At 62.8% G+C, this 21,337-nt stretch carries 21 protein-coding genes; 10 read left to right on the top strand and 11 right to left on the bottom strand.

Going from position 1 to position 21,337, the window contains the following annotated elements; genetic code table 11:
- Positions 1–2 precede the first annotated feature (2 nt).
- From ftsY to I0K07_RS01900, 7 genes are all read right to left on the bottom strand, one after another.
- Positions 3–932, bottom strand: a complete 930-nt coding sequence (gene ftsY, locus I0K07_RS01930) for a signal recognition particle-docking protein FtsY (protein WP_203290976.1) — start codon at positions 930–932, stop codon at positions 3–5.
- Complete coding sequence (gene mtaB / locus I0K07_RS01925; RefSeq protein WP_203290975.1) at positions 929–2,263, bottom strand: tRNA (N(6)-L-threonylcarbamoyladenosine(37)-C(2))-methylthiotransferase MtaB; 1,335 nt, start codon at positions 2,261–2,263, stop codon at positions 929–931. Before mtaB ends, ftsY begins: the two co-directional genes overlap by 4 nt.
- A gap of 48 nt (positions 2,264–2,311) precedes the next feature.
- On the bottom strand, positions 2,312–2,944 hold the full coding sequence (locus tag I0K07_RS01920) for a hypothetical protein (protein WP_203290974.1): 633 nt from the start codon (positions 2,942–2,944) through the stop codon (positions 2,312–2,314).
- A 3-nt stretch (positions 2,945–2,947) separates the two neighbouring features.
- Positions 2,948–4,171: a beta-propeller fold lactonase family protein gene (locus I0K07_RS01915; RefSeq protein WP_203290973.1), complete on the bottom strand. Its 1,224-nt coding sequence runs from the start codon at positions 4,169–4,171 to the stop codon at positions 2,948–2,950.
- Between the two features lie 39 nt (positions 4,172–4,210).
- Positions 4,211–6,082 (bottom strand): DUF885 domain-containing protein, encoded by a 1,872-nt coding sequence (locus tag I0K07_RS01910; RefSeq protein ID WP_203290972.1) that lies wholly within the window; start codon positions 6,080–6,082, stop codon positions 4,211–4,213.
- Between the two features lie 97 nt (positions 6,083–6,179).
- A complete protein-coding gene (locus tag I0K07_RS01905; RefSeq protein WP_203290971.1) occupies positions 6,180–7,874 on the bottom strand; it encodes a M61 family metallopeptidase in 1,695 nt (564 codons plus the stop codon).
- Between the two features lie 90 nt (positions 7,875–7,964).
- Positions 7,965–8,834 (bottom strand): SDR family oxidoreductase, encoded by an 870-nt coding sequence (locus I0K07_RS01900; RefSeq protein WP_203290970.1) that lies wholly within the window; start codon positions 8,832–8,834, stop codon positions 7,965–7,967.
- Positions 8,835–9,101: 267 nt separating this feature from the next.
- Between I0K07_RS01900 and sdhC the strand changes: the two genes are divergently transcribed.
- From sdhC to I0K07_RS01865, 7 genes are all read left to right on the top strand, one after another.
- Entirely contained in the window at positions 9,102–9,494 is a 393-nt protein-coding gene (gene sdhC / locus I0K07_RS01895) for a succinate dehydrogenase, cytochrome b556 subunit (protein ID WP_203290969.1), read from the top strand.
- Between the two features lie 2 nt (positions 9,495–9,496).
- On the top strand, positions 9,497–9,874 hold the full coding sequence (gene sdhD, locus I0K07_RS01890; protein ID WP_203290968.1) for a succinate dehydrogenase, hydrophobic membrane anchor protein: 378 nt from the start codon (positions 9,497–9,499) through the stop codon (positions 9,872–9,874).
- A gap of 15 nt (positions 9,875–9,889) precedes the next feature.
- Positions 9,890–11,677: a succinate dehydrogenase flavoprotein subunit gene (sdhA, locus tag I0K07_RS01885; RefSeq protein ID WP_203290967.1), complete on the top strand. Its 1,788-nt coding sequence runs from the start codon at positions 9,890–9,892 to the stop codon at positions 11,675–11,677.
- 2 nt (positions 11,678–11,679) lie between these two features.
- Positions 11,680–12,105, top strand: coding sequence for a DUF3052 domain-containing protein (locus tag I0K07_RS01880; protein WP_203290966.1), 426 nt, complete (start codon positions 11,680–11,682; stop codon positions 12,103–12,105).
- Between the two features lie 14 nt (positions 12,106–12,119).
- A complete protein-coding gene (locus I0K07_RS01875; protein ID WP_203290965.1) occupies positions 12,120–12,899 on the top strand; it encodes a succinate dehydrogenase iron-sulfur subunit in 780 nt (259 codons plus the stop codon).
- Between the two features lie 113 nt (positions 12,900–13,012).
- Complete coding sequence (locus tag I0K07_RS01870; protein ID WP_203290964.1) at positions 13,013–14,128, top strand: FG-GAP repeat domain-containing protein; 1,116 nt, start codon at positions 13,013–13,015, stop codon at positions 14,126–14,128.
- A gap of 100 nt (positions 14,129–14,228) precedes the next feature.
- A complete protein-coding gene (locus I0K07_RS01865) occupies positions 14,229–15,467 on the top strand; it encodes an amidohydrolase family protein (RefSeq protein WP_203290963.1) in 1,239 nt (412 codons plus the stop codon).
- Positions 15,468–15,491: 24 nt separating this feature from the next.
- Here I0K07_RS01865 and I0K07_RS01860 read toward each other — a convergent pair whose 3' ends face one another.
- The 3 genes from I0K07_RS01860 to I0K07_RS01850 all read right to left on the bottom strand — a co-directional run bounded on the left by I0K07_RS01860 (position 15,492) and on the right by I0K07_RS01850 (position 17,595).
- Positions 15,492–15,782: a DUF885 family protein gene (locus I0K07_RS01860; protein ID WP_203290962.1), complete on the bottom strand. Its 291-nt coding sequence runs from the start codon at positions 15,780–15,782 to the stop codon at positions 15,492–15,494.
- Entirely contained in the window at positions 15,760–16,656 is an 897-nt protein-coding gene (locus tag I0K07_RS01855) for a DUF7946 domain-containing protein (protein WP_203290961.1), read from the bottom strand. Before I0K07_RS01855 ends, I0K07_RS01860 begins: the two co-directional genes overlap by 23 nt.
- Before the next feature lie 93 nt (positions 16,657–16,749).
- Positions 16,750–17,595, bottom strand: coding sequence for a 1-acyl-sn-glycerol-3-phosphate acyltransferase (locus I0K07_RS01850; RefSeq protein ID WP_203290960.1), 846 nt, complete (start codon positions 17,593–17,595; stop codon positions 16,750–16,752).
- A 146-nt stretch (positions 17,596–17,741) separates the two neighbouring features.
- Here I0K07_RS01850 and I0K07_RS01845 point away from each other — a divergent pair, with 146 nt between their 5' ends.
- Positions 17,742–18,407, top strand: coding sequence for a hypothetical protein (locus I0K07_RS01845; RefSeq protein WP_203290959.1), 666 nt, complete (start codon positions 17,742–17,744; stop codon positions 18,405–18,407).
- A gap of 98 nt (positions 18,408–18,505) precedes the next feature.
- Positions 18,506–18,856 (top strand): ArsR/SmtB family transcription factor, encoded by a 351-nt coding sequence (locus I0K07_RS01840; protein WP_203290958.1) that lies wholly within the window; start codon positions 18,506–18,508, stop codon positions 18,854–18,856.
- On the opposite strand, the gene I0K07_RS01835 is transcribed toward I0K07_RS01840, so the two are convergent.
- Positions 18,853–19,518 carry a hypothetical protein gene (locus I0K07_RS01835; protein WP_203290957.1) on the bottom strand — a complete coding sequence of 222 codons (666 nt, stop codon included), beginning with the start codon at positions 19,516–19,518 and terminating at the stop codon, positions 18,853–18,855. The genes I0K07_RS01840 and I0K07_RS01835 overlap by 4 nt on opposite strands.
- A gap of 297 nt (positions 19,519–19,815) precedes the next feature.
- Between I0K07_RS01835 and I0K07_RS01830 the strand changes: the two genes are divergently transcribed.
- Entirely contained in the window at positions 19,816–21,315 is a 1,500-nt protein-coding gene (locus I0K07_RS01830) for a CoA-acylating methylmalonate-semialdehyde dehydrogenase (RefSeq protein ID WP_203290956.1), read from the top strand.
- Positions 21,316–21,337 lie beyond the last annotated feature (22 nt).

Genomic DNA, 21,337 nt, shown 5'->3' with positions numbered 1-21,337 from the left:
GACTAGCTGTCCAGCCCGGCCAGGGCGCGGGAAAAATCACGCGCGGAGAAAGGCTGAAGATCCGCCTCACCTTCGCCGATCCCGATATAATGGATGGGCAGCTGGAATTTCTCGGCCACCTGGACCAGGGCGCCGCCCTTGGCCGTGCCGTCCAGCTTGGTCATCACCACGCCGGTGACGTCGGAGGCTTCCAGGAAGGCTTCGGCCTGGGAGACCGCATTCGAACCGACCGTGCCATCCAGAACCAGGATCACATGGTGTGGGGCGTCGGGCATTTTCTTCTTGATGACGCGAATGACCTTGCGCAGCTCGTCCATCAGCTCGGCCTTGTTCTGCAGCCGGCCGGCCGTGTCGATCAGCACCATGTCATGCCCGTCGCGCTGGGCCTGTTCGATGGCGTCAAAAGCCAGGCCCGCCGCATCGGCGCCGATTTCCCGTTTGATGACCGGCGCACCGGCCCGCTCACCCCAGACCGAGACCTGTTCGATGGCGGCTGCGCGGAAGGTGTCGCCCGCGGCGAGGATCGGATTGCGGCCCTCGCGCTTCAGCTTGACGGCAATCTTGCCCAGCGTGGTCGTCTTGCCGGACCCGTTGACGCCGACAAAGACCACGACCTGCGGGCGCTCACCGCTCAGCTCCAGCGGCTTTTCCAGCGGGGTCAGGCTTTCCGCGACCACGTCTGCCAGGGCTTCGCGGACTTCTTCATCCGTGACTTCCTTGTCGAAACGGTCCTTGGCGAGCCGGTCGGTGACGCGCATGGCGGTCTGGGCACCCAGATCGGCGGCGATCAGGGCGTCTTCCAGCTCTTCCAGCGCGGCTGAATCCAGCTTGCGCTTGGTGAAGATCGCCGTGACGCTTTCGCCCAGCTTGTTGGACGAGCGTGCCAGCCCCTGCGCCAGGCGGGAGAAGAAGCCCGGTTTTTTCTCGCTCATCCGGCAATAACCCCTTGAAGTTCTTTCCCGTCATGCCCGGTGATCTCGATATCGACAAGGGCGCCGGGTCGCGGCACGTCCGCTTCAGGAATGCGGATGCTGGCGAAATTCGCGGCACGGGCAAAGCCCGGCTTCTCCACCAGGGCGGCGCGTTCCAGACCGATCATGCGGTCGAGATGGCGGGCCAGTGCGGCATCCGCCACGCCGCGAAGACGGTTGGCCCGGTCTTTCACAACGGCCCGATCAAGCTGCGGCATGCGCGCGGCCGGCGTGCCGGGACGCGGCGAGAAGGGGAAGACATGGAGATAGGCCAGCTGGCACTCGTCCACCAGTCTCACCGAATTCTCGAACATCGCCTCGGTCTCGGTCGGAAAGCCGGCGATCATGTCGGCACCAAAGGCGATCTCCGGCCGCGCGGCCTTCAGGCGCGAGCACAGCGCAATCGCGTCATCGCGCAAATGGCGGCGCTTCATGCGCTTGAGGATCATGTCATCGCCGGCCTGCAGGGAGAGATGGAGATAGGGCGCCACGCGCGCTTCGCCGGTCACGGCCTCGAACAGGGCGTCATCGATCTCGATCGCGTCGATTGAGGACAGGCGCAGGCGCGGCAGGTCCGGCACATGTTTCAGGATGGCCTGGACCAGACGGCCCAGTTTCGGCGTTCCCGGAAGGTCCTCACCCCAGGAGGTCAGGTCGACCCCGGTCAGCACGACTTCGGAATGACCGGCATCGGTCAGCGTCTTGATCTGGTCGACCACTTCACCGGCGGCCACCGAGCGTGAATTACCGCGACCGAAGGGAATGATGCAGAAGGTGCAGCGATGGTCGCAGCCATTCTGGACCTGGACATAGGCGCGGGCGCGGCCCTCCATGCCCTCGACCAGGTGCCCGGCGGTCTCGCGCACGCTCATGATGTCATTGACGCGCACCTTCTCCGTTCCGCCCAGCAGGTCGGCCGGTTTGAAGGTTTCCGCTTTCAGCTTGTCATCATTGCCGATCACCCGGTTCACTTCGGGCATTTTCCCGAACATGTCCGGGTCGACCTGGGCGGCACAGCCGGTGACGATGATCTGGGCGTCCGGATTGTCCCGGCGGGCGCGGCGGATGTGCTGGCGTGCCTGGCGCACGGCCTCATTGGTCACGGCGCAGGTATTGACCAGGATCGTATTGGTCAGGCCCTGCTCGCGGGCATGCTTGCGCATGACTTCGCTTTCCCAGGCATTCAGCCGGCAGCCGAATGTCAGGATATCAAGCCCGGACTCCTGTTCCGCCTCCCGCGTCGGCGGGGTGTCGGCACCGGAGGCGGCAGGATTGCTGTCTTGCGCGCTCATGGAGGGCGGATAAGTGGTTGAGCGGGGCCTGTCCGTCAAGCACAGCTGTCAATTATGAGCGGCGCGCGTCCGCGTGTGGCTGTAGAGCCGGCGCGTGGCCTCGCCCATCCCGGCCGCGCACAGGCCCAGCACCGCGTGATAGACATGCCAATTGGCGATGCCCAGCGTGGCGATCTCACGCGAGCCGCCCAAGGCCAGGGAGACAACGCCGACGAGACCAAAACTCGCCAGCCATAGAACGCCAGGAATCCAGTCCTTGCGGGTCAGAAGTGCGCCGCCCGTCGCCAGGCCCAGCAGGAGCGCCAGCGGCGGGATCAGGTCCGCGACAGCGCCCAGTCCGGGAAAGACCAGAAAGAAGGCGATGACGACCGGAATGCCGACGCGCAAATAGCGTGTCCCGGCTGGCGGCAGCGGTTTCTTCAGCAAGGCCAGGGCGGCACCCAGGGCGATCAGGAGGAAGCCGGCCGAAGCGGCGAAATCGCTGGCGAGGCTGTGCCAGGGCGCCAGTTCGGTATCCAGTCCGGCGGCAAACCGCACCGTGCCGATCAGGGCCGCCAGCGCCAGGGCGATGAGGCCGAGCCGGACCATCCGGACCCGGCCATCCTTGCGATAGGGCCAAAGCCGCCAGAGGCCAATCCCGGCCCCGATGACGACGAGAAAATCGGTCAGTGCGAACAGCATGGTCTAGAGGATTCCCGTCAGGACGAGTTTCTGGATGCGCCGGCCCGTGCCGACTTCGCTGGTATAGAGATTACCCTCACTGTCCACTTCGACACTGTGCAGCCAGGTGAACTGGCCCGGCTGCCGCCCGATCCGGCCCATCACGGCGATCGGTTCGAGGGTTTCGCGATTGTAGATCCAGATCCGGCTATTCATCATTTCCGCGATGTAGACGAAACGCCCGTCTGGCGAGAAGGCGATATCCGTGACCGAGCGCGTTCCGCCCGAGTTCGGCGAAACGACGATATCGCGGACGAATTCCAGATCGCCGTTCTCGGTGCGCTGAAAGACCTGGGCGCGGTTGTTGCGGCGGTCGCAGACGAAGATCAGCCCATCATCATTTCCGGTGATGCAGTGAAGGATGTCGCCGAATTCCGGGTTGGCAGGGTCGGCACCGCCATCGGCCGTGCTGGTGGCCTGGCTCTGATCGAACTGGCCGTCGCGCGTGCCACTGCCCGGCTCATTGCCATAGGCGCCCCACAATCCGCCGAACTCGCCCGCTTCGCCGGTGAAGCGGATGATGCGCTTGTTGATATAGCCGTCGGCGATGAAGACTTCGCCGTCTTCCACGTAAATATCGGCAGGATTGCCCAGATGGGCTTCGTCCAGATTGCCGCCGGTTTCGCCATGCCGGCCGATGGAGCGGATGAATTCGCCATCCTCGGTGAAGTTCAGGACGACATGATCGCCATCGCCATTGCCGGCCACCCAGATCGTGTCATCCCCGTCGACATAGATGCCGTGAATATTATTGGGCCACTGGTTTTCACCCTCGATCACCGGGCCGGTCTCCGGTCCGCCGAATCCGCCCAGATAGCGGCCTTCCGTGTCAAAGCTGACAATTGTCGGCGCCGGCTGGCAGCACACGGCAATGGGCGGGTCCTGCACCAGGCCGGTATCGGTCCCGGTCAGCGTGTGCGGACGATGTACGGCCCAGATCCGGTCATGACGGTCCACCGTGATGCCGGGGACCTGACCTAGGATCATGTCGGACGGCATGTCCGGCCAAGCCGCATCCACCATGAAGCGCGGGAATTCGGCGTCCGGATCGATGATTTCAACGTGAAGCGGGACCAGGGCCGGTTCCGCAGACCCGCCGTCCTGGGCCAGGGCTTCAAAGCCCGGCACCATCAGGGCGATGGCGCCTGCCAGGGTGTGGCGAGCGTCGATCAAGGTGCGTGCAAACATGTCTGTCCTCCAGTCTCTGGGGGGCAATAAAGGGCGGTTTTACTCGTCGGCCAGTTCGGCTTCCTGATCGGCAATCCAGTCGAGCATCTTGGCCTCCAGCGCCGAGAGCGGCATGGCGCCATCCTGCAGCAGCGTGTCGTGGAAGGCACGGATGTCGAAACCGGCACCCAGGCGCTCTTCCGCCTGGGCACGCAGATCGCGCATCAGGAGCTCGCCGGACTTGTAGGCCAGGGCCTGGCCCGGCCAGGAGATGTAGCGCTCCACCTCGGTGCGCACATTGTGCGGGGCCAGGGCGGAATTCTCCAGCAGGCAGGCCTCGGCCTGTTCGCGGGTCCAGCCCATGTAATGCATGCCGGTATCCACCACGAGGCGGCAGGCGCGCCACATCTCATAGGTCAGGCGTCCGAACTCCTCATAGGGTGTCGTATAGAGGCCCATATCGATGGCGAGGAATTCGGTATAGAGGCCCCAGCCCTCACCAAAGGCGGTGATATAGCTGTCGCGGCGGAAGTCCGGCACGTCTTCCAATTCCTGGGCAATGGAGATCTGGTGGTGGTGGCCCGGGACCGCCTCGTGCACCGTCAGGGCCGGCAGGGTGTAGAGCGGGCGCTGGGTGAGGTTGTAGGTGTTGACCATATAGCCGCCAGCCACACCATTCTCCAGATTGCCCGGCCAGTAGCGGCCCGTCGTATAGGTGGGTGCCATCGTGTCCGGCACAGGCCGCACGCCATAGGACAGGCGCGGCAGATGCCCGAAGAAGCGCGGCATCTGGTCATCCGCCCGCTTGGCGATCCAGGAGGCGTACATCAGCAGCTCTTCCGGCGTCTCGGCATAGAATTGCGGATCGGTGCGCAGGAAGTTCAGGAATTCGGCAAATGTGCCTTCGAATCCGGAGCGCTCGATCACCTCATCCATCTCGGCGCGGATGCGGGCCACCTCATTGAGGCCGCGCTGGTGGACCTCCTCCGGCGAGGTATCCAGCGTCGTGTGATAGCGCACCAGGGTCTGATAGTATTCGCGTCCGCCCGGCACTTCGGAAATGCCGATACTCGTGCGGGTCTGCGGAATGTAGGTGTCACGGAAATAGGCCAGCAAATTCTCGAAGGCCGGCAGGGCCGCCTCTTCGATGGCCGCACGGGTTTCCGCGCGCAGGCGTTCCTTCTCTGCCTCATCCATTCCGGCCGGCAATTGCTCCATCGGCGCCATCAGAATGCCGCTCAGCGTATCCAGATCGCTCAGTGCCGCGATCTGGCTCTCGGCGAGTTCCGCGATCAGGCGCGGCTGGGTGAAGCCATCGGCCAGGCCTTCATTCATCCAGGCGATATTGGCCTCGAAATAGCCGGGCAGGCCGCGCACGCGCGCAATCCAGGCCTCGGCCTGTTCCACATTGCGCGGACGGGTCGAACTGGCGGCATAGGCCGGCCAGCTGAAGAAGCCGCTATCATTGGAGAAGGGCATGCGTGACCCGTAATAGGGGGCCAGTTCCACGCTGTAGCGCAGCAGATAGTCCAGCACATCATAGGAGGTGCGGTCATTGCGGCTGAGGCCTTCCGGATCGATCGCTTCAAGGCGTTCCAGGAAGGCGATCTCGGCCTGGGTGCTCTCATCGAGCGTTTCCCGGGAAATATCCGGCCATTCGCTCATCGCCTCGACATCGCCGGCCTGGGCGCGGCGCTGCAGGCTCTGCTCCATCTGCCAGGCTTCATACTCTTCGACGAGGCTGGCGAAGGCGGTGCTGGCTTCGCTGTCCGTGACCGTTTCTGCGGCTTCTGCCGGCGCGGCAGGCTGAGCAGCGCTTTCCGCCATGGCCGGCGTTGAACCCTGATCTGCCTCTCCGGCATTCGGAGTGCAGGCAGCCAGAAGCAGGACGCAGGCACCGCTCAGTGCGGTGGAAGCCAGGCGGTATTTCATTGCAATTCTCCCCGTTTCACCCGTTGCCGGGCGTCAGATGCGGGGGAGAATGGCCTTGCCCGGCGCTCCGGACAAGGCCTGCCCGCAAAACGGGAAATCAGGGCATCGGGTAGGCCGGCGCCCCGGCATCTGTCCCGGCCATCCGCGCCGTGCAGGCGGTGGCATCAAAGCCCGCTGCGTCGGGTTCGATCCGGGTGACAGTCTGTGTCGAACCGTCGGTCGGCCAGTAGCTGAGTTCGCGGATGTCTCCGTCCGGCGTGCTCACGCGGAGCACGGATTCCACACTGGCATCACCCACCGCACCACCTGTGCGCTGCAGGATGATCATGCCCGGTTCGAACCCGGCCGGGGCGGCGGGCCCATTCGGATCCACCGTCTGAATGACAAACCGCCCCTCCTCATTTCGTGCGCCTTCCATGCCATAGACGAAGACGGGTTCTTCCACGGCTGCGACGGGACCACAGGCGCCAAACGTATTGGCGTCGAGCACAATCGGCTCCCCCGCTTCGATATGGCGGGCGATGAGATCGGAAATGTCCAGCCCGGTGACGCGCTGGACCGTACCGGCAAACGCCTCGGAGGCCGGATTGTCCGGTGTGCGCGAGCGCATGGCCAGCAGGACATCATCCACATCAAACGCACCGGAGGTGGCGTTGCGGATCCGGTTGTCGACGAGGGCGGCGAACATCATGCCGCGCAGATAGGGCAGGCGCTGGAAATTCCCGTCGATCCAAAAGCCTTCGATGATCGCGTCATTGGCGGCGTCGCGCACCGGATTGTCGCGATACTCCACGAAGGTCCCGTTCCAGGCTTCGATGGCCTGTTCCGCCGGCCAGACCCCGGCCCGCACAGCGGCGCGCTGGGTCACGAAATCGGTGAAGCCTTCAGAGAACCAATAGCCGGTCGGCTCGCGCTCGCCTTCCAGCCCGCCGCCCAGCAGGCGCGGATTCCATGAGTGCACATATTCATGCATCAGGATCCGGGTCAGAACGTCCGGCGTGGCATTGCTGGTGGAGAAAAAGGCAAAGGAATCGCCCAGATTGGTGCCACCGACACTCATCCAGCCTTCCGGTGCCGTCAGGGGAAGGACGGTCACGAGATAGGGTTCGGTTTCAGTCGCCCAATAGGCGTGATTGGCCGTGATCACGGCCTGAAGGGAGGCCATCAGGGCCTCGTCCTCGACGCCGATATCGCCGCGCATGGCGAGGCGGAGCGGGGCCCCATCAATTTCCATTTCGGTGATCCGGAAATCCCCGGCCACCAGCACGCTGGTCATCAAATCATCACGCAGAACCGGGCCGTGTTCGAGGTCGGACGCAAGGGCCCAGCCGTCGGGCGCGCTGATGCTGACGGACACCGCCGTGTCGGCCTCGCGTTCGGGAAAGGCAAAGACGGTATTGCCGATCAGGTGGACATAGTCCGGCTGGACAAAGGGGCGGTAGTAGTCGCCGGACTCGGCGCCAGGATCGCCCGGTCGGTCCTGCACGATGGAATAGGTGACAGAGAGCTGCGCGTCCGGCGCATGTTCCAGGATGACAAGGTCCGGCGTGTCTCCGGCGTGGGCTTCGCCACCGCTGACTTCAAGGTTCTGCACGCCGTTCCACAATTCGCCCTGTCCGCCCCATTCATTGGGCAGGTGAAGCACGGTCTCGCCGTCGGCCTCGCCCGCGAACTCCAGGCGCATGGTGACGCTTGCGCCATCCGCGGTTTCATCAATCGTGATCGTATAGTCGACGCCGCCTGCGCCCTGCATCAACAGGGCACCGGCCAGGCTGGCCAAAATCGTGCTCATCATCCCCTCCGAACAAGAACCCGCAGATGGGCATTCAGTGTGTGGCGGGAAAATTAGCGCGAAATTACAATACCATCATGTGGGACCGGGTCAGCGGTATTCCCGTTCAAGCCCCACCCGCTTGGCGACCATGTTGTTGACCATCCGGCCCGGCAGCATTTTCTGCAGTGACCAGTTCGTCAGGCGCTGGGGGACAATGGCATAGCGGAAGCGCGGCTTGTCCTGGGTCAGGGCCTTGAAGACGCGATCAGCGATCTTCGAGGGCGGGAAACCGGCGGGCCCGTTCACCGTCATCCAGTCGCGGATACGGATCATGGCGTCATAGAAGCGGGTCTGGCGATAGGGTTCCGGATCGATATCCTCCGCCTTGTCCCAGATCGGTGTGGCGACCGCGCCCGGTCCGATCACGACGACCTCGATCCCGTACAGCATCAGCTCCCGGCGCAGCGCCTTGGAAATCCCCTCCACGGCGTGCTTGGAGGCGGCATAGGGGCCCAGGAAGGGCGCGCCCATTTCACCGGCGACCGAAGACATCATCACGATCCGCCCCGGCCCGCCCTGCAGGCTTTCATCGACACCCAGAAGCGGGCCGAAAGCCTGGGTGGCGCGCACCACACCGGTGACATTCACATCCATCTGCTTCTGGAACTCCTCGACCGGCAGGTCGAGCATCGGGCCGGCCACCGCGATCCCGGCATTGTTGACCAGGCCTTTCAGAGTCTGCCCGTCCAGAGCTTCGCGCACGGCAGCGGCGGCTGTCTTGAGGCTCTCCGCATCCGTCACATCCATGATCAGCGGCGTGACGCTCTCGCCCAGCTCTTCACGCAAGCGGTCTGCGTCGGCCTGTTTGCGAACGCCGGCAAACACCTGCCAGCCCTCAGCGACAAGGCGGGTGGCACAGGCATAACCAATTCCGGTGGAGGCACCGGTGATGACAGCGGTTGGGCGGGGCGTGGACATGGTGGGTCTCCGGGTGACGTGTTCGACAATCTAGGGCCCGGCTCGCCGAAAGCTATCGGTTTTCCGTGTTTTGACCGGTAACATTGAGAACCATTCCGAACTAACCCCCTTAAATGTCTGGAAGATGTCAGCGGTGCGCTTTGATCGCGTTGACCCTGACACTTTGCGGCCTATTGTGCCGCATCGACATTGTCATGCCGCGCCGACGGGGCTCGTGCGCGGTCCATCCGGATACACATTGCCGCATCACTACTGAAAGGCTGCCACATGGCTTCCGACTGGTCTGATCCGCGTCCGATGTCGCCTCACCTCCAGGTGTGGCGCTGGCACGCGACCATGGCGTCCTCCATCCTTCACCGCGCAACCGGCATCGCCAATTATTTCGGCGCCGCCGCGATTGCCATCTGGGTGATCCTTCTGGCTTTTGGTGCCGAGGGCTCGATCGCCTTCCTGTTCGAGGGTCCGATGGCCTGGGTGACGCGTTTCGCGCTCATCGGCCTGACCTATGCGATCAGCTATCACTGGCTGAACGGGCTGCGCCATCTGGTCTGGGATTTCGGCAAGGGCTACGACCCGAAGGGCTCCAATCTGCGCTCCATCCTGATCATGATCGGCGCGGTCATCCCGACCGCCCTGCTCTGGCTGAACCTGGGAGCCTGATGATGACGGATTATCGTACACCGGCGGCCAAAGTCCGCGGTCTCGGCGCTTCCGGCCATGCCTCCAAGCACTGGATCTCCCATCGCGTCACCGCGATTGCGCTCTTCTTCCTCGCCCCGGTCTTCGTCTACATGCTCGCCATGTCCGGCGCGCCGGACCCGGCCGCAGCCCGCGCCTTCTTCGCCTCGCCGATGGGCGCGATCATCACCCTGCTGACCCTGACCGCGGGCCTCGCCCACATGCGCTCGGGCATGCTGGAAGTGATCGAGGACTATATCCACAAGCCCTTCACCAAGACCGTTCTGGTCCTGGCGAACAGCTTTTTCACGATCGGGCTCTGGCTGGTAACCGCCTTCGCCCTTCTCAAACTCGCTCTGTAACGGACACGAAACACGATGGCCGAATACAACTGGATCGATCACACCTATGACGTGGTCGTCGTCGGCGCGGGCGGCTCGGGCCTCCGCGCGGCTCTGGGCGCTTCGCAGGCCGGTCTGAAAACCGCCTGTATCACCAAGGTTTTCCCGACCCGCTCTCATACGGTGGCTGCCCAGGGCGGTATCTCCGCCTCGCTGGGCAATATGGGCGAGGATGACTGGCGCTGGCACATGTACGACACCGTCAAAGGGTCGGACTGGCTGGGTGACCAGGACAGTATCGAATATCTGTGCCGCAATGCCCCGGAAGCGGTTTACGAGCTGGAACACTGGGGCGTGCCCTTCTCGCGCACCGAGGAAGGCAAGATCTACCAGCGTGCCTTCGGCGGCATGACCCGCAATTACGGCGAAGGCCCGGTGCAGCGCACCTGCGCCGCCGCCGACCGGACCGGTCACGCCATCCTGCACACGCTTTACGGCCAATCGGTCCGCAATGAGACCGAATTCTTCATCGAGTATTTCGCGCTCGACCTGATCATGGATGATGATGGCGCCTGCCGCGGCATCACCGCCTGGAAGCTGGATGATGGCACGCTGCACCGTTTCCGCGCCCAGACCGTGATTCTGGCGACCGGTGGCTATGGCCGCGCCTATTTCTCCGCGACCTCGGCCCACACCTGTACGGGTGATGGTAATGCCATGGTGCTGCGCGCTGGCCTGCCGCTGCAGGACATGGAATTCGTGCAATTCCACCCGACCGGCATTTATGGCGCCGGCTGCCTCATCACCGAGGGGGCCCGCGGTGAAGGCGGTTATCTGACTAACTCCGAGGGCGAGCGTTTCATGGAACGCTATGCACCCTCCGCCAAGGATCTGGCCTCCCGCGACGTCGTCTCGCGCTCGATGACGATGGAAATCCGCGAAGGCCGTGGTGTCGGCGCCGGCAAGGACCATATCCACCTGCACCTCGATCACCTCGATCCGGACATTCTGGCGGAACGCCTGCCGGGCATTTCCGAAAGCGCCCGCGTGTTTGCCGGTGTCGACGTCACCAAGGAACCGATCCCGGTTCTGCCGACGGTCCACTACAATATGGGCGGCATCCCGACCAATTATCACGGCGAAGTCCTCACCAAGGTGGGCGATGATCCCGATGCGGTCGTGCCGGGCCTGATGGCTGTGGGCGAAGCCGCCTGCGTGTCGGTCCATGGTGCCAACCGTCTGGGCTCCAACTCGCTGATCGACCTCGTCGTGTTCGGCCGCGCCGCCGGTCTGCGCGTCGGCGAAACGGTGAAAGCCGGGGCCACCCAGAAAGAGCTGACCGCGGCTGACGGCCAGAACACGCTGGATCGCCTGGACAAGTACCGCAACGCTTCCGGCGGCACGCCGACGGCCAAGATCCGCCTGGAAATGCAGAAGGCCATGCAGAATAATTGCGCCGTCTTCCGCACCGGCGACGTCCTCAAGGAAGGCGTCGAGGCGATCAAGGGCGTCTATTCCGGCATGCCGGATATCGGCGTCACCGACCGCACCATGATCTGGAATACCGACCTCATGGAAACCCTGGAGCTGGACAATCTCCTCTCCCAGGCCGCCGTGACGGTGAATGGCGCGGCCAACCGTGAAGAAAGCCGCGGCGCCCATGCCCGCGAAGACTTCCCGGATCGCAATGACGAGGAGTGGATGAAGCACACGCTCGCCTGGTGCGATGAGGCCGGCAATGTGAAGATCGACTATCGTCCGGTGCACACCTACACGATGTCCAATGACATCGCGTATATCGAGCCGAAGGCGCGGGTGTACTGATCATGGCGGCCACGGCCGGATATTCGGGGACACCCCTGCCCAAGAAGCTCGGCCTCAAGGACGGGCTCAAGGTGGCGTTTCTCGGTCTTCCGGCCGAGCATGACGATCTGCGCTCTGCCGCCCTGTTTGCCGAGGAGAAATCCTCGGCCGAGCCGGGCGATGCGCTCGACTATGTGCACTATTTCACCAAGGTCCGGTCGGAATTCGAAACCGATCTGCCGCGTCTGCGCTCGGCCATCCAGCCGGCGGGGATGATCTGGGTCTCCTGGCCCAAAAAGGCCTCCAAGGTGGAAACCGACATGACCGAGGACGTGATCCGCGAAGTCGCCCTGCCCATCGACCTGGTCGATGTGAAGGTCTGCGCCGTGGACGAGGTCTGGTCCGGACTGAAACTGATGATTCCGCGCGACAAGCGCGCCGTGAACTGAGTGAGGACCCTTTTATGGTTCAGCTGACACTTCCCCGCGGTTCCCAGCCCAAGAAGGGCAAGACCCATGCGTCTCCGGACGGGGCCAAGAATACCCGCACTTTCCGGATCTACCGCTACAACCCGGAAAGCGGCGAAGGCCCGACCTGGGATACGTACAAGGTCGATCTGGATGATTGCGGCCCGATGGTTCTCGACGCCCTTCTGTGGATCAAGAACAATGTCGACGCCTCGCTGGCCTTCCGCCGGTCCTGCCGTGAAGGTGTGTGCGGCTCCTGCTCGATGAATATCGGCGGCCGCAACACGATTGCCTGTACCTCCGGCATTGACGAGTACAAGGGCACGATCACGATCTCCCCGCTGCCGCACCAGCCGGTGGTCAAGGATCTGATCCCCGACCTCACCCAGTTCTATGCCCAACACGCCGCCGTGAAACCGTATCTGAAGACCGATACGCCGGCGCCGGAGAAGGAGTGGAAGCAGAGCCCGGAAGACCGCGAAAAGCTCGATGGTCTCTACGAGTGCATCATGTGCGCCTCCTGCTCCACGGCCTGCCCCTCCTATTGGTGGAATGGCGACAAATACATGGGCCCGGCAGCCCTGCTGCAGGCCTATCGCTGGCTGGCCGACAGCCGCGACGAAGCCAAGGGCGAGCGTCTGGACGATCTCAATGATCCGTTCAAACTCTATCGCTGCCACACGATCATGAACTGTGCCCAGGTCTGCCCGAAGGGTCTGAACCCGGCCGAGGCGATCGGTGAAATCAAGCAGATGATGGCCGAGCGCGACGGCTAGTCCGTCCCGCCAACGCTCATCGCGAAAACAGCCCCGCTGGTCCTGCCGGCGGGGTTTTTTCTTGGCCCGCGCGTGCGATCCGCTAGTCTGCCCAAAAATTCTCGAGGGTCGAAATGCGTCAATTTTGTCTGAGTCTTGGCCTGGTCGCAGCGCTGTCTGCGCCGGCTTTCTCCCAGCAGGAATTCTGGGTTCACCCCTATAATGCCTTTGGCGCGGAAGACGCGCTGACGGCCTCGGTCAATCTGGGTGATCTGGATGGGGATGGGGATCTGGACGGGTTCGCCGTTAATGGCCGTCACTGGGTCCAGCAGGACGAGGTCTATTTCAACAATGGTCTCGGCTTTTTCCGGTCGGCCCGCGATGCCGGTCCGGACCGGGGCACAGGCTATGAGGCGGCTTTGGCCGACCTGGACGGGGATGGCGATCTGGATGCCGCCATTGCCCGCGACCTCCTGCCCGTCCTGCTGCTGTTCAATGATGGCGCAGGCAATTTCGACGAGGCCCGGGAAACCGGGCCGATCGCCCAGGCGCGCAGTATCGCCGCCGGGGATTTTGACGGGGATGGCGATGCCGATCTCGTCCTCGTCCAGCGTGGCGAGGCCAATAATTATTTCCTGAACCGGGGTGACGGCACATTCGAGCCAGCCGTGGAGCTTCCCGGCGACTACCAGACCATCCAGGTCGCGATTGCTGACCTGGACGGAGACGGATTGCAGGACCTGGTCTTCTCCAACCGGGGCGGGCAGGGGCTGCCGCTTTATCAGGGCTTGGCTGGCGGCGGTTTCTCCGGCCCGGTCATGCTGGGCGCCGAATTCGAGATGGAAATCCGCGCGATCGCCGTGGCCGATATCACGGGCGACGGGCATGCCGACATCCTGGCCGGTGGCATGGAAGCGCAAAGCCTTCTTTTCGTGAATGATGGCAGTGGACGCTTTGGCGAACCGGTGCGCTTTGGATCCGATGATGATGTGGTCTTCGGGATTGATACCGGGGATTTCGACCAGGATGGCCGGCTGGATATCGCCATCGCCAATGCCGGCGTGGAAAATCGGGTCTATCTCAATCGGGAAAGCGGGTTCGATCGCGTCGAGATCGCGGCTGATCCGGTGAATGCTTATAATCTCAGCGTGGGCGATCTGAACGCCGATGGCTGGCCGGACATCGTTTATGCCGTTTCCGAAGGCTCCAATTATGCTGTGATCAACCGGTTCGAGCATCTGGCGGAGTGATCCGGAGCGCCTGTCAGCGCTTACCAATCCGTAACATCACTGCAAGCACGGCATTACGTCGCCCTCTCCCTAATACCCGCCAGGGATACAGGAGGGGAAAATGCTGTCTCAGATCGCAAGTCTGGCTTTGGGCCTGTCTGCACCGGTCACGGTTTTTGAAAACGGGCTCTGGTGGACGGGGGAATCCTTCGAACCCCGGACGGTTCATGTCGAGGGAAGCCATTTCGTCGAACCTGATAATCGTGAACCGCAAGAGCGCGTCGATCTGGATGGAGCCTATGTCGTTCCGCCCTATTGCGATGCGCACGCGCACAGTATCGGACGTTCACCGCAACTGCCGGAGATCACGGGCCAATATCTGGCAGAGGGTGTCTTCTATGTCCGCGAAATCGGGAATTTCCCGCCTTATCGGGCCGAGCTGGATGCCCGGCTGGCTGCGGCCTCGGCGCCGGATCTGGCCTTTACAGGTGCACCCCTGACCGCGCCGGGTGGGCACCCGGTGGAAGTCTATCAGCGCCTTCAGCAATATGCCGGCCTGTTCGGAGAGCTGGTTTGGGAGGAGATGGACGGAACAGCCTTCCACCAGCTGCCGGACCAAGACAGTTTTGAGCGCGCCTGGCCGGGCATACTGGCCACTCAGCCCGCCGCCATCAAAGTCCATCTTCTCTATTCCGAGGCCTTCGAGGCCCGGCGCGATCATCCGCAAACCGTGGGGCAGCGGGGGCTGGACCCGGCCCTGCTGCCGGAGATCGTGGCGCGGGCTCATGCGGCCGGAATTCCGGTCCTCGCCCATGTGGAAACGGCCGCGGACTTCCGCAATGCCATCGCCGCCGGTGTCGACGAGATTGCCCACATGCCAGGCTATAATGGTCCCAGTGTCGGTCCCTATGACCGCGCCCTGACCGATGAGGATGCCGAGGCTGCGGCTGCAGCGGGCGTGGTGGTTCACACAACACTGTCGTTTGCCGCAGGCCTGGAGAGCCGCAATCCGGAACGCTATGCGGCGACGCGGGACTTGCAGCAGGCCAATCTGGCCCGGCTCGTGGAAGCGGGCGTGACCCTGGTCGTGGGCAGCGATGACTATTCCGACACGTCGGTCGATGAAGTCGCGTATCTTTCCGGACTGGATGTGTTGGAGCCGGCGCACTTGCTGACCATGTGGACGTCAAACTGCACGCAGGCCGTTTTTCCGGACCGCCAGATCGGGCATTTGCAGCCCGGCCACGAAGCCAGTTTCCTGGTTTTGGAGGGCGATCCTCTGGCGGATTTCGAGCAAACGCGGGCCATTCGGGAAGCCTGGCGCGAAGGGGTTCGGATCCAGGGCGGTGGGCCTGAATAGGCAGGGCCCTTTCAGCGCTTCCTTTTAGTCGGCACCGGCGATCCAGGCATCGATCTTGTCTTCGATCCGCCAGAGCGGGACGGAGCCTTCTTCCAAGACGAGGCGATGGAAGGTCGGATAGTCGAAATCGGTTCCCAGCGCTTCGCGGGCGCGGTCGCGCTGGCGATAGAAGAAATCCGCGCCGATTTCATAGCTGATGATCTGGCCCGGCATCATGGCCAGCCAGTCCAGGACCGGAGCGGCTGCGGACAGGTCGCCATCATTGCCTGGGTTTGGTGGCCGGGCGCAACGGCTAGTCAGTGACCATTTGAACATAGAGTTTCTTGATGCGCCCTGTCCGGCTCTCGATCACAACTGCTTCAATCTCTATGAGTGCGTTAGTTTTGGTCCTGAAGGATGAGTTCCTGCTCAGGCTTGATACAATTGTTTGAATTTGCTTGGGAGACTTGGCGGATGAGTCCAATTCAAAAGGTACAGGCCTTCCAAGTTCTTCGATGTAGATGCGTCCCTTAAAGGTGTTGATATTGTAGCTCGAAATTGATCCTACAAATCTGTGTTTCTTGGGGCGCTCGCGAGAATATTTTACATGCTCAAAAGAAGCTTCGGAGAGCTCAAATTTGAACGCCTTTTCTTTGCCACCTGTTTTTCGGGATATGATCGCTCTTTCAGCCGAGTTGCTTGCTACGATTGGCCGGTGCATTGACTCGATTGCTGTTTCACACTTTTCGATCACGCTATCAAAGCGATTCTGCGTTAGCTTTTTGTCGGCGGCTAGGTTCTGCTGAACAGATTCAATCTGTTGTCCTAGCGTTTGATCGTAGTCGACATGAAAACCGAGAGTTTCCGATATTACATAATCGTAGGCTGAGCTAACCAGATGGCCAAGAGGAGTATCGGTGGGCGCAGTGCCCAACTTGTACGCTCCGCCAGCAATCATGGCCCAAGTCCCGACGACAACGGCTCGTTGTTTCCAGCTCCCTTCCTCGGAGGGGAGAGCAATGATTGTAGCGCCCGCTAGAGAGGGTGCCTGTGTAATGATTTCGTTGTTCAGAATAAGATGTGTCGTAAGCGCAAGCGATCTTTGAAAGCCAACCAGCGCCTGCGCTGCGTCATAAAAATCGATTTGATTGCCAGCGGCGGACTGACCGAGAAAGGACAGAGACAACTCAAGTTCGAATGCATTTTTCAATTTCGCCCCCCTAGTCCTCGTTGCGTTGTTCGAGGATGTATAATCTCTAGTTGAGCGAACTTTGATTGCCTTTACAACCACAACAACATTTTATCATGGACCCCAGGCCTGGGTTTCACACATGTTCCGGAACATCTCCGTGACCTGTGCGTCGCTGCCATCATCCTTGTTCATGGTCAGGGCGCGGCCGAATTCCAGGGAGTAGCGCGCCCCGGCCTTGCCCATCAAACCATGGAAAATGGTCATGTCCTTGAGCTCCTCATTCACCTGGGCGAGGGCATAATAGAGGAAGGGCATGCGTTGACGAACGGCCAGCGGGATGATCGGCGCACCGGCCTTGCGGGCCAGGCTGATTGCAGTCGGATGCCAGGGCTTTTCACGCAATTGCCAGTGCTTCCAGCTCCATTCCGACATGCGGCCGGACGGGAAGATCACCAAGCAACGCTCCTCCTTGAAGGCCGTCATGGCGCGGCGCAGCAGGTCGCGACTGTGATTGCGCGAGCGCTGGTGGTCGCGCCATTCCACCGGGATGACCCTTTCCTCCAGGCCCGGACAGACCCGCAGGGCATCCGCATTGGCAAAATAGAGCATGTCGGGACGGCGGGCTTTCAGCGCGTCCCAGACCGCGATCCCGTCTGCAATCCCGCCGGGATGATTGGCCACGACCACGCAGGCGCCGCTTTCCGGGATGTGGTCGAGACCGGAAACATCCTTGGACAAGCGAAGATAATCGGATGCCCAATCCAGGCATTCTGTGCCGTTCAGCGGTGAGATCGCATCGGCCATGTCCACGGCCCGGCGATAACCCAGCATGGGATAACCGATCGTGCGGATGAGCGGCCAAAGCGGCGTCCCGATCAGTTTCGGAGCCCGCTCCTCGATCAGCCGGTCGACAATATGGGCCGGGACGGCTTGTGCCGGATCCTCTTGCGTGTTCATGGCGTCAGGGAAACGCGGAAACGGCGCGAGGTGCAATCGGAAAACGCCGCGCAAGCGCTTATGGTTACTGGATTGTTTATGAATTGGCCCGCCGATTGCGAGGTCCTGGACAGGCATTAACACCTTGTTCACGATCGGGACACGCCATGACCGCCATCACGACCCAGACTGCCGGCCGCATCCGCAAAATCGCCCAGCGCCGCGTGCGCCGGCAGGACGAGTTCACCGCGGATTACCTCGCTCTGGTCGTGAAGCCGGGCATGCGTACGGTGCAGATTGGCGGGTCTGATCTGGGCTCTGTCTGCCTCAAGCGCGGCGCCCGTCACGAGATTATCGCCCCGATCGCCGCGATCGAGGCCCTGCAATCCGATTGTGATCGCCGCCAAATTCCGACCAACGCCCTGCGTGGCGGCCCGGCCCTGCGCAAGGATGAGGACGCGACGCCGATCGATCTGGCCATCATCGGCCCGGAAGTGGGCTTTCCGGTCATGGCCGGAAACTGGCGTCATGTCGCGGCAGCCATGCGCCAGGACGGGCTGCTCATCCTGGTTGGAGCCGATCATGGTTCCTCTGCACGCCTCGCCGATGCGCTGATGATGGATCCGGCCTGGGTTCTGCAGGAGCGTGCTTGTGGTGACGCGGCCGTCTTCCGCAAGGCCCGCGCCGTGCAGCCGGGTCGCACGATGGAAAGCCTGACGGCGGCCAGCCGCCCGGGCCGGCGTCCGCGCGGTGTGCGTCAGGGTCCGATCGCCAGCCTGATCAACCGCTTCTTCCCGGGCAAGCCGGAAGACCGGCTGCGCACGGCCAACTAATCCCGGGCGCCCCGGCCTTCCCCGGCATCCTGCGGTCTGTCGCAAAACTTTCACTGAAACGGTAATCAGGAGTCATGGTGCGGCATTAACCCGGTCTCATGACTGCAAGAGACGCCGTTTCCGGATTTGCCGCCCTGTCGCACCCCGTTCGCCTCGCCCTGTTCCGCACCCTGTGCGACCAGGCACCGGAACGGGCCTCTGCGGGTGAGCTGGCCCAGGGGTTTGATATCCCGCCCTCGACCATGACGGGGCATCTCCAGACGCTGGAACGCGCCGGCCTGATCAAGGCGGAGCGCCGGTCACGCTTCATGCTCTACTCGCTCAACAGCGAGGGCACGCGCCGGATCGTCCGTTTCCTGCTGGATGATTGCTGCCATCTGCGCCCGGAACTCGTCGGCACGGATGAAGAGGCTGAGGCCCAGGCCGACGCCCTGATGCAGGCGTCCTAACCGCCGATACCGCCATTCGGGCCACCGCCCGGTCCGCCGCCGGGGCCACCGCGCCCGCCACCGGGAGGACGGCCACGACCGCCATCGCCCGGTCCACCAGGACCGCCGCGACGCTCTTCGCGCAGGTAGGGGGCACATTCGGGCGTGGCGTCTTGGCGCTCCAGAGGCGTCGTTGTGAACGCGGCTGCCCGCGCCGTTACAGCTTGGGTGGTGTCGGCATCGATAGTGGCTGCGATCTGCGCTTCCACCCCATCATCCAGACGGTCCAGCCCGTAGGCCTGTTCGCGCCGGTTGTGCCGATAGACTTCGGCCCAATAGGCGGCGTCTTCCCGTGCTGTGGGCGTATCAACCAAGGCCAGGGCCTCGGCCAGTTCGGCCTGTGCCGCCGGCCAGCCGGCCTGGGCGGCCAGGGTCAGGCGGTCAAAGCCTTCCACCCGCAATTCGTCCCGTAGAATGTCCGGGGTTTCTTCGGCGTCCGCCTGTTTGAGGGCGCTGTAACCGGCTAGGTATTGGGCGATTTCAAAACCCTCGCCCCGCGCTGCATGACAGCGCAGCGCGGGAAGGGCTTCACCATAGCGGCCGGCATCGACCAGACGGGCCGCACCGGTAAAACCGCCGCCCGCACCACCACCAGGACCTTGGCCGGGGCCTTGCCCTCTCATTCCACCATCTCTGGGAGGAGACGCGCAGGCAATCAGCGGAATGAGAACTAGAGGGGTAAGGGATCCAAGGCGAAGCATCCGGTCAAAACTCCTCTTGTGCCGGTGCGGGCGACCTTCTCTAAACGGGCTGTGTCCGGCATTCCGCCGGAGAGAATGCGAAAAAAGTGCAGCCGGTGAATTTCACGGGTCTGCGGACAGCGTTTCTCACGCCTCGACAGGCCGGGCTGCACATACTAAGTCAGCCGCGAGGCAATCGGCGCAAGACCGTTCCAAGATTTCCACCGGGAGTGACAAGACATGACGCGTGACATCCATCATTTCATCGACGGCAAGGCCCAGCCCGGCACGTCTGAGCGTTTCGGCGACGTGTTCAACCCGAATACGGGTGAGGTTCAGGCCCGGGTCGCGTTCGCGACGGATGACGAAGTGGCGCGTGCCGTAGCTTCTGCCAAGGCTGCCCAACCCGCATGGGCTGCGATGAACCCGCAGCGCCGGGCCCGCATCCTGATGACCTACAAGAACCTCGTGGAAGCCGAGATGGACGAGCTGGCCCATCTCCTCTCCTCCGAGCACGGCAAGGTCATTGCCGACGCCAAGGGTGATCTCATTCGCGGCCTGGAAGTGATCGAGTTTGCCTGCGGCGTGCCGCACCTGATGAAGGGTGAATATACCGAGAGCGCCGGCCCGGGCATTGATGTCTATTCCATGCGTCAGCCGCTGGGCGTGGTCGCCGGCATCTCGCCCTTCAACTTCCCGGCCATGATCCCGATGTGGTTCATGGGCATGGCGCTGGCCACCGGCAATGCCATGATCCTGAAACCGTCGGAAAAGGACCCGTCCGTCCCGGTGCGTCTGGCCGAGCTGATGATTGAAGCCGGCCTGCCCGAAGGCATTCTCCAGGTCGTTCATGGCGACAAGAGTGCGGTCGACGCCCTGCTGCACAATGACGATATCAAGGCCGTTTCCTTCGTCGGTTCCTCCAATATCGCCCACTACATCGCCCAGACCTGCGCCCAGCAGGGCAAGCGTTTCCAGGCCATGGGCGGTGCCAAGAACCACGGCATCATCATGCCGGATGCGGACATGGACCAGGTCGTCACCGACTTCCTCGGCGCCGCCTATGGTTCGGCCGGCGAACGCTGCATGGCCCTGCCGGTGGCCGTACCGGTCGGCAAGGACACGGCGGACGAATTCGTTGCCCGCATGAAGGAAGAGGCTGCCAAGCTGAATGTCGGCATCTCCACCGATGGTGAGGCGCATTACGGCCCGGTCGTGTCCGCGGCCCACAAGGCCTCGATTGAAAACTGGATCCAGAAAGGCGTCGATGAAGGCGCGGACCTTCTGCTCGATGGCCGCGGCTTCCAGCTGCAGGGCCATGAAGGCGGGTATTTCATCGGGCCGAGCCTGTTCGACAATGTGAAGCCTTCCATGTCCTCCTACCAGGAAGAGATTTTCGGCCCGGTCCTGCAGGTCGTGCGTGCGGATAGCCTGGACGAGGCGGCCCATCTGCCGTCCGAGCACCAGTATGGCAATGGCGTTGCGATCTTCACCCGCAACGGTCTGGCGGCGCGTGAGTTTGCCAAAAAGGTCCAGGTTGGCATGGTCGGTATCAATGTGCCGATCCCGGTGCCGGTGGCCTATCACTCCTTCGGGGGCTGGAAGCGGTCGGCCTTCACCGACACCAACCAGTACGGCACGGACGGGATCCGCTTCTTCACCAAGATCAAGACGGTGACCCAGCGCTGGCCCACCGGTGATATCGGGGATCAGGCCTTCGTCATCCCCACCATGCAATAGCGCAGAAAAAACCCCCGGGCCG

Origin of the sequence: Maricaulis parjimensis (genome assembly GCF_016817355.1) — a bacterium.
GTDB classification, from domain to species: domain Bacteria; phylum Pseudomonadota; class Alphaproteobacteria; order Caulobacterales; family Maricaulaceae; genus Maricaulis; species Maricaulis parjimensis.
This window is presented reverse-complemented; position numbering and strand designations above follow the sequence as displayed.

Bases quoted from the DNA above. Each gene is read 5' to 3' on its own strand.
- ftsY (WP_203290976.1), bottom strand. From the start codon at position 932: ATGAGCGAGAAAAAACCGGGCTTCTTCTCCCGCCTGGCGCAGGGGCTG.
- mtaB (WP_203290975.1), bottom strand. From the start codon at position 2,263: ATGAGCGCGCAAGACAGCAATCCTGCCGCCTCCGGTGCCGACACCCCG.
- I0K07_RS01920 (WP_203290974.1), bottom strand. From the start codon at position 2,944: ATGCTGTTCGCACTGACCGATTTTCTCGTCGTCATCGGGGCCGGGATT.
- I0K07_RS01915 (WP_203290973.1), bottom strand. From the start codon at position 4,171: ATGTTTGCACGCACCTTGATCGACGCTCGCCACACCCTGGCAGGCGCC.
- I0K07_RS01910 (WP_203290972.1), bottom strand. From the start codon at position 6,082: ATGAAATACCGCCTGGCTTCCACCGCACTGAGCGGTGCCTGCGTCCTG.
- I0K07_RS01905 (WP_203290971.1), bottom strand. From the start codon at position 7,874: ATGAGCACGATTTTGGCCAGCCTGGCCGGTGCCCTGTTGATGCAGGGC.
- I0K07_RS01900 (WP_203290970.1), bottom strand. From the start codon at position 8,834: ATGTCCACGCCCCGCCCAACCGCTGTCATCACCGGTGCCTCCACCGGA.
- sdhC (WP_203290969.1), top strand. From the start codon at position 9,102: ATGGCTTCCGACTGGTCTGATCCGCGTCCGATGTCGCCTCACCTCCAG.
- sdhD (WP_203290968.1), top strand. From the start codon at position 9,497: ATGACGGATTATCGTACACCGGCGGCCAAAGTCCGCGGTCTCGGCGCT.
- sdhA (WP_203290967.1), top strand. From the start codon at position 9,890: ATGGCCGAATACAACTGGATCGATCACACCTATGACGTGGTCGTCGTC.
- I0K07_RS01880 (WP_203290966.1), top strand. From the start codon at position 11,680: ATGGCGGCCACGGCCGGATATTCGGGGACACCCCTGCCCAAGAAGCTC.
- I0K07_RS01875 (WP_203290965.1), top strand. From the start codon at position 12,120: ATGGTTCAGCTGACACTTCCCCGCGGTTCCCAGCCCAAGAAGGGCAAG.
- I0K07_RS01870 (WP_203290964.1), top strand. From the start codon at position 13,013: ATGCGTCAATTTTGTCTGAGTCTTGGCCTGGTCGCAGCGCTGTCTGCG.
- I0K07_RS01865 (WP_203290963.1), top strand. From the start codon at position 14,229: ATGCTGTCTCAGATCGCAAGTCTGGCTTTGGGCCTGTCTGCACCGGTC.
- I0K07_RS01860 (WP_203290962.1), bottom strand. From the start codon at position 15,782: ATGTTCAAATGGTCACTGACTAGCCGTTGCGCCCGGCCACCAAACCCA.
- I0K07_RS01850 (WP_203290960.1), bottom strand. From the start codon at position 17,595: ATGAACACGCAAGAGGATCCGGCACAAGCCGTCCCGGCCCATATTGTC.
- I0K07_RS01845 (WP_203290959.1), top strand. From the start codon at position 17,742: ATGACCGCCATCACGACCCAGACTGCCGGCCGCATCCGCAAAATCGCC.
- I0K07_RS01840 (WP_203290958.1), top strand. From the start codon at position 18,506: ATGACTGCAAGAGACGCCGTTTCCGGATTTGCCGCCCTGTCGCACCCC.
- I0K07_RS01835 (WP_203290957.1), bottom strand. From the start codon at position 19,518: ATGAGAGGGCAAGGCCCCGGCCAAGGTCCTGGTGGTGGTGCGGGCGGC.
- I0K07_RS01830 (WP_203290956.1), top strand. From the start codon at position 19,816: ATGACGCGTGACATCCATCATTTCATCGACGGCAAGGCCCAGCCCGGC.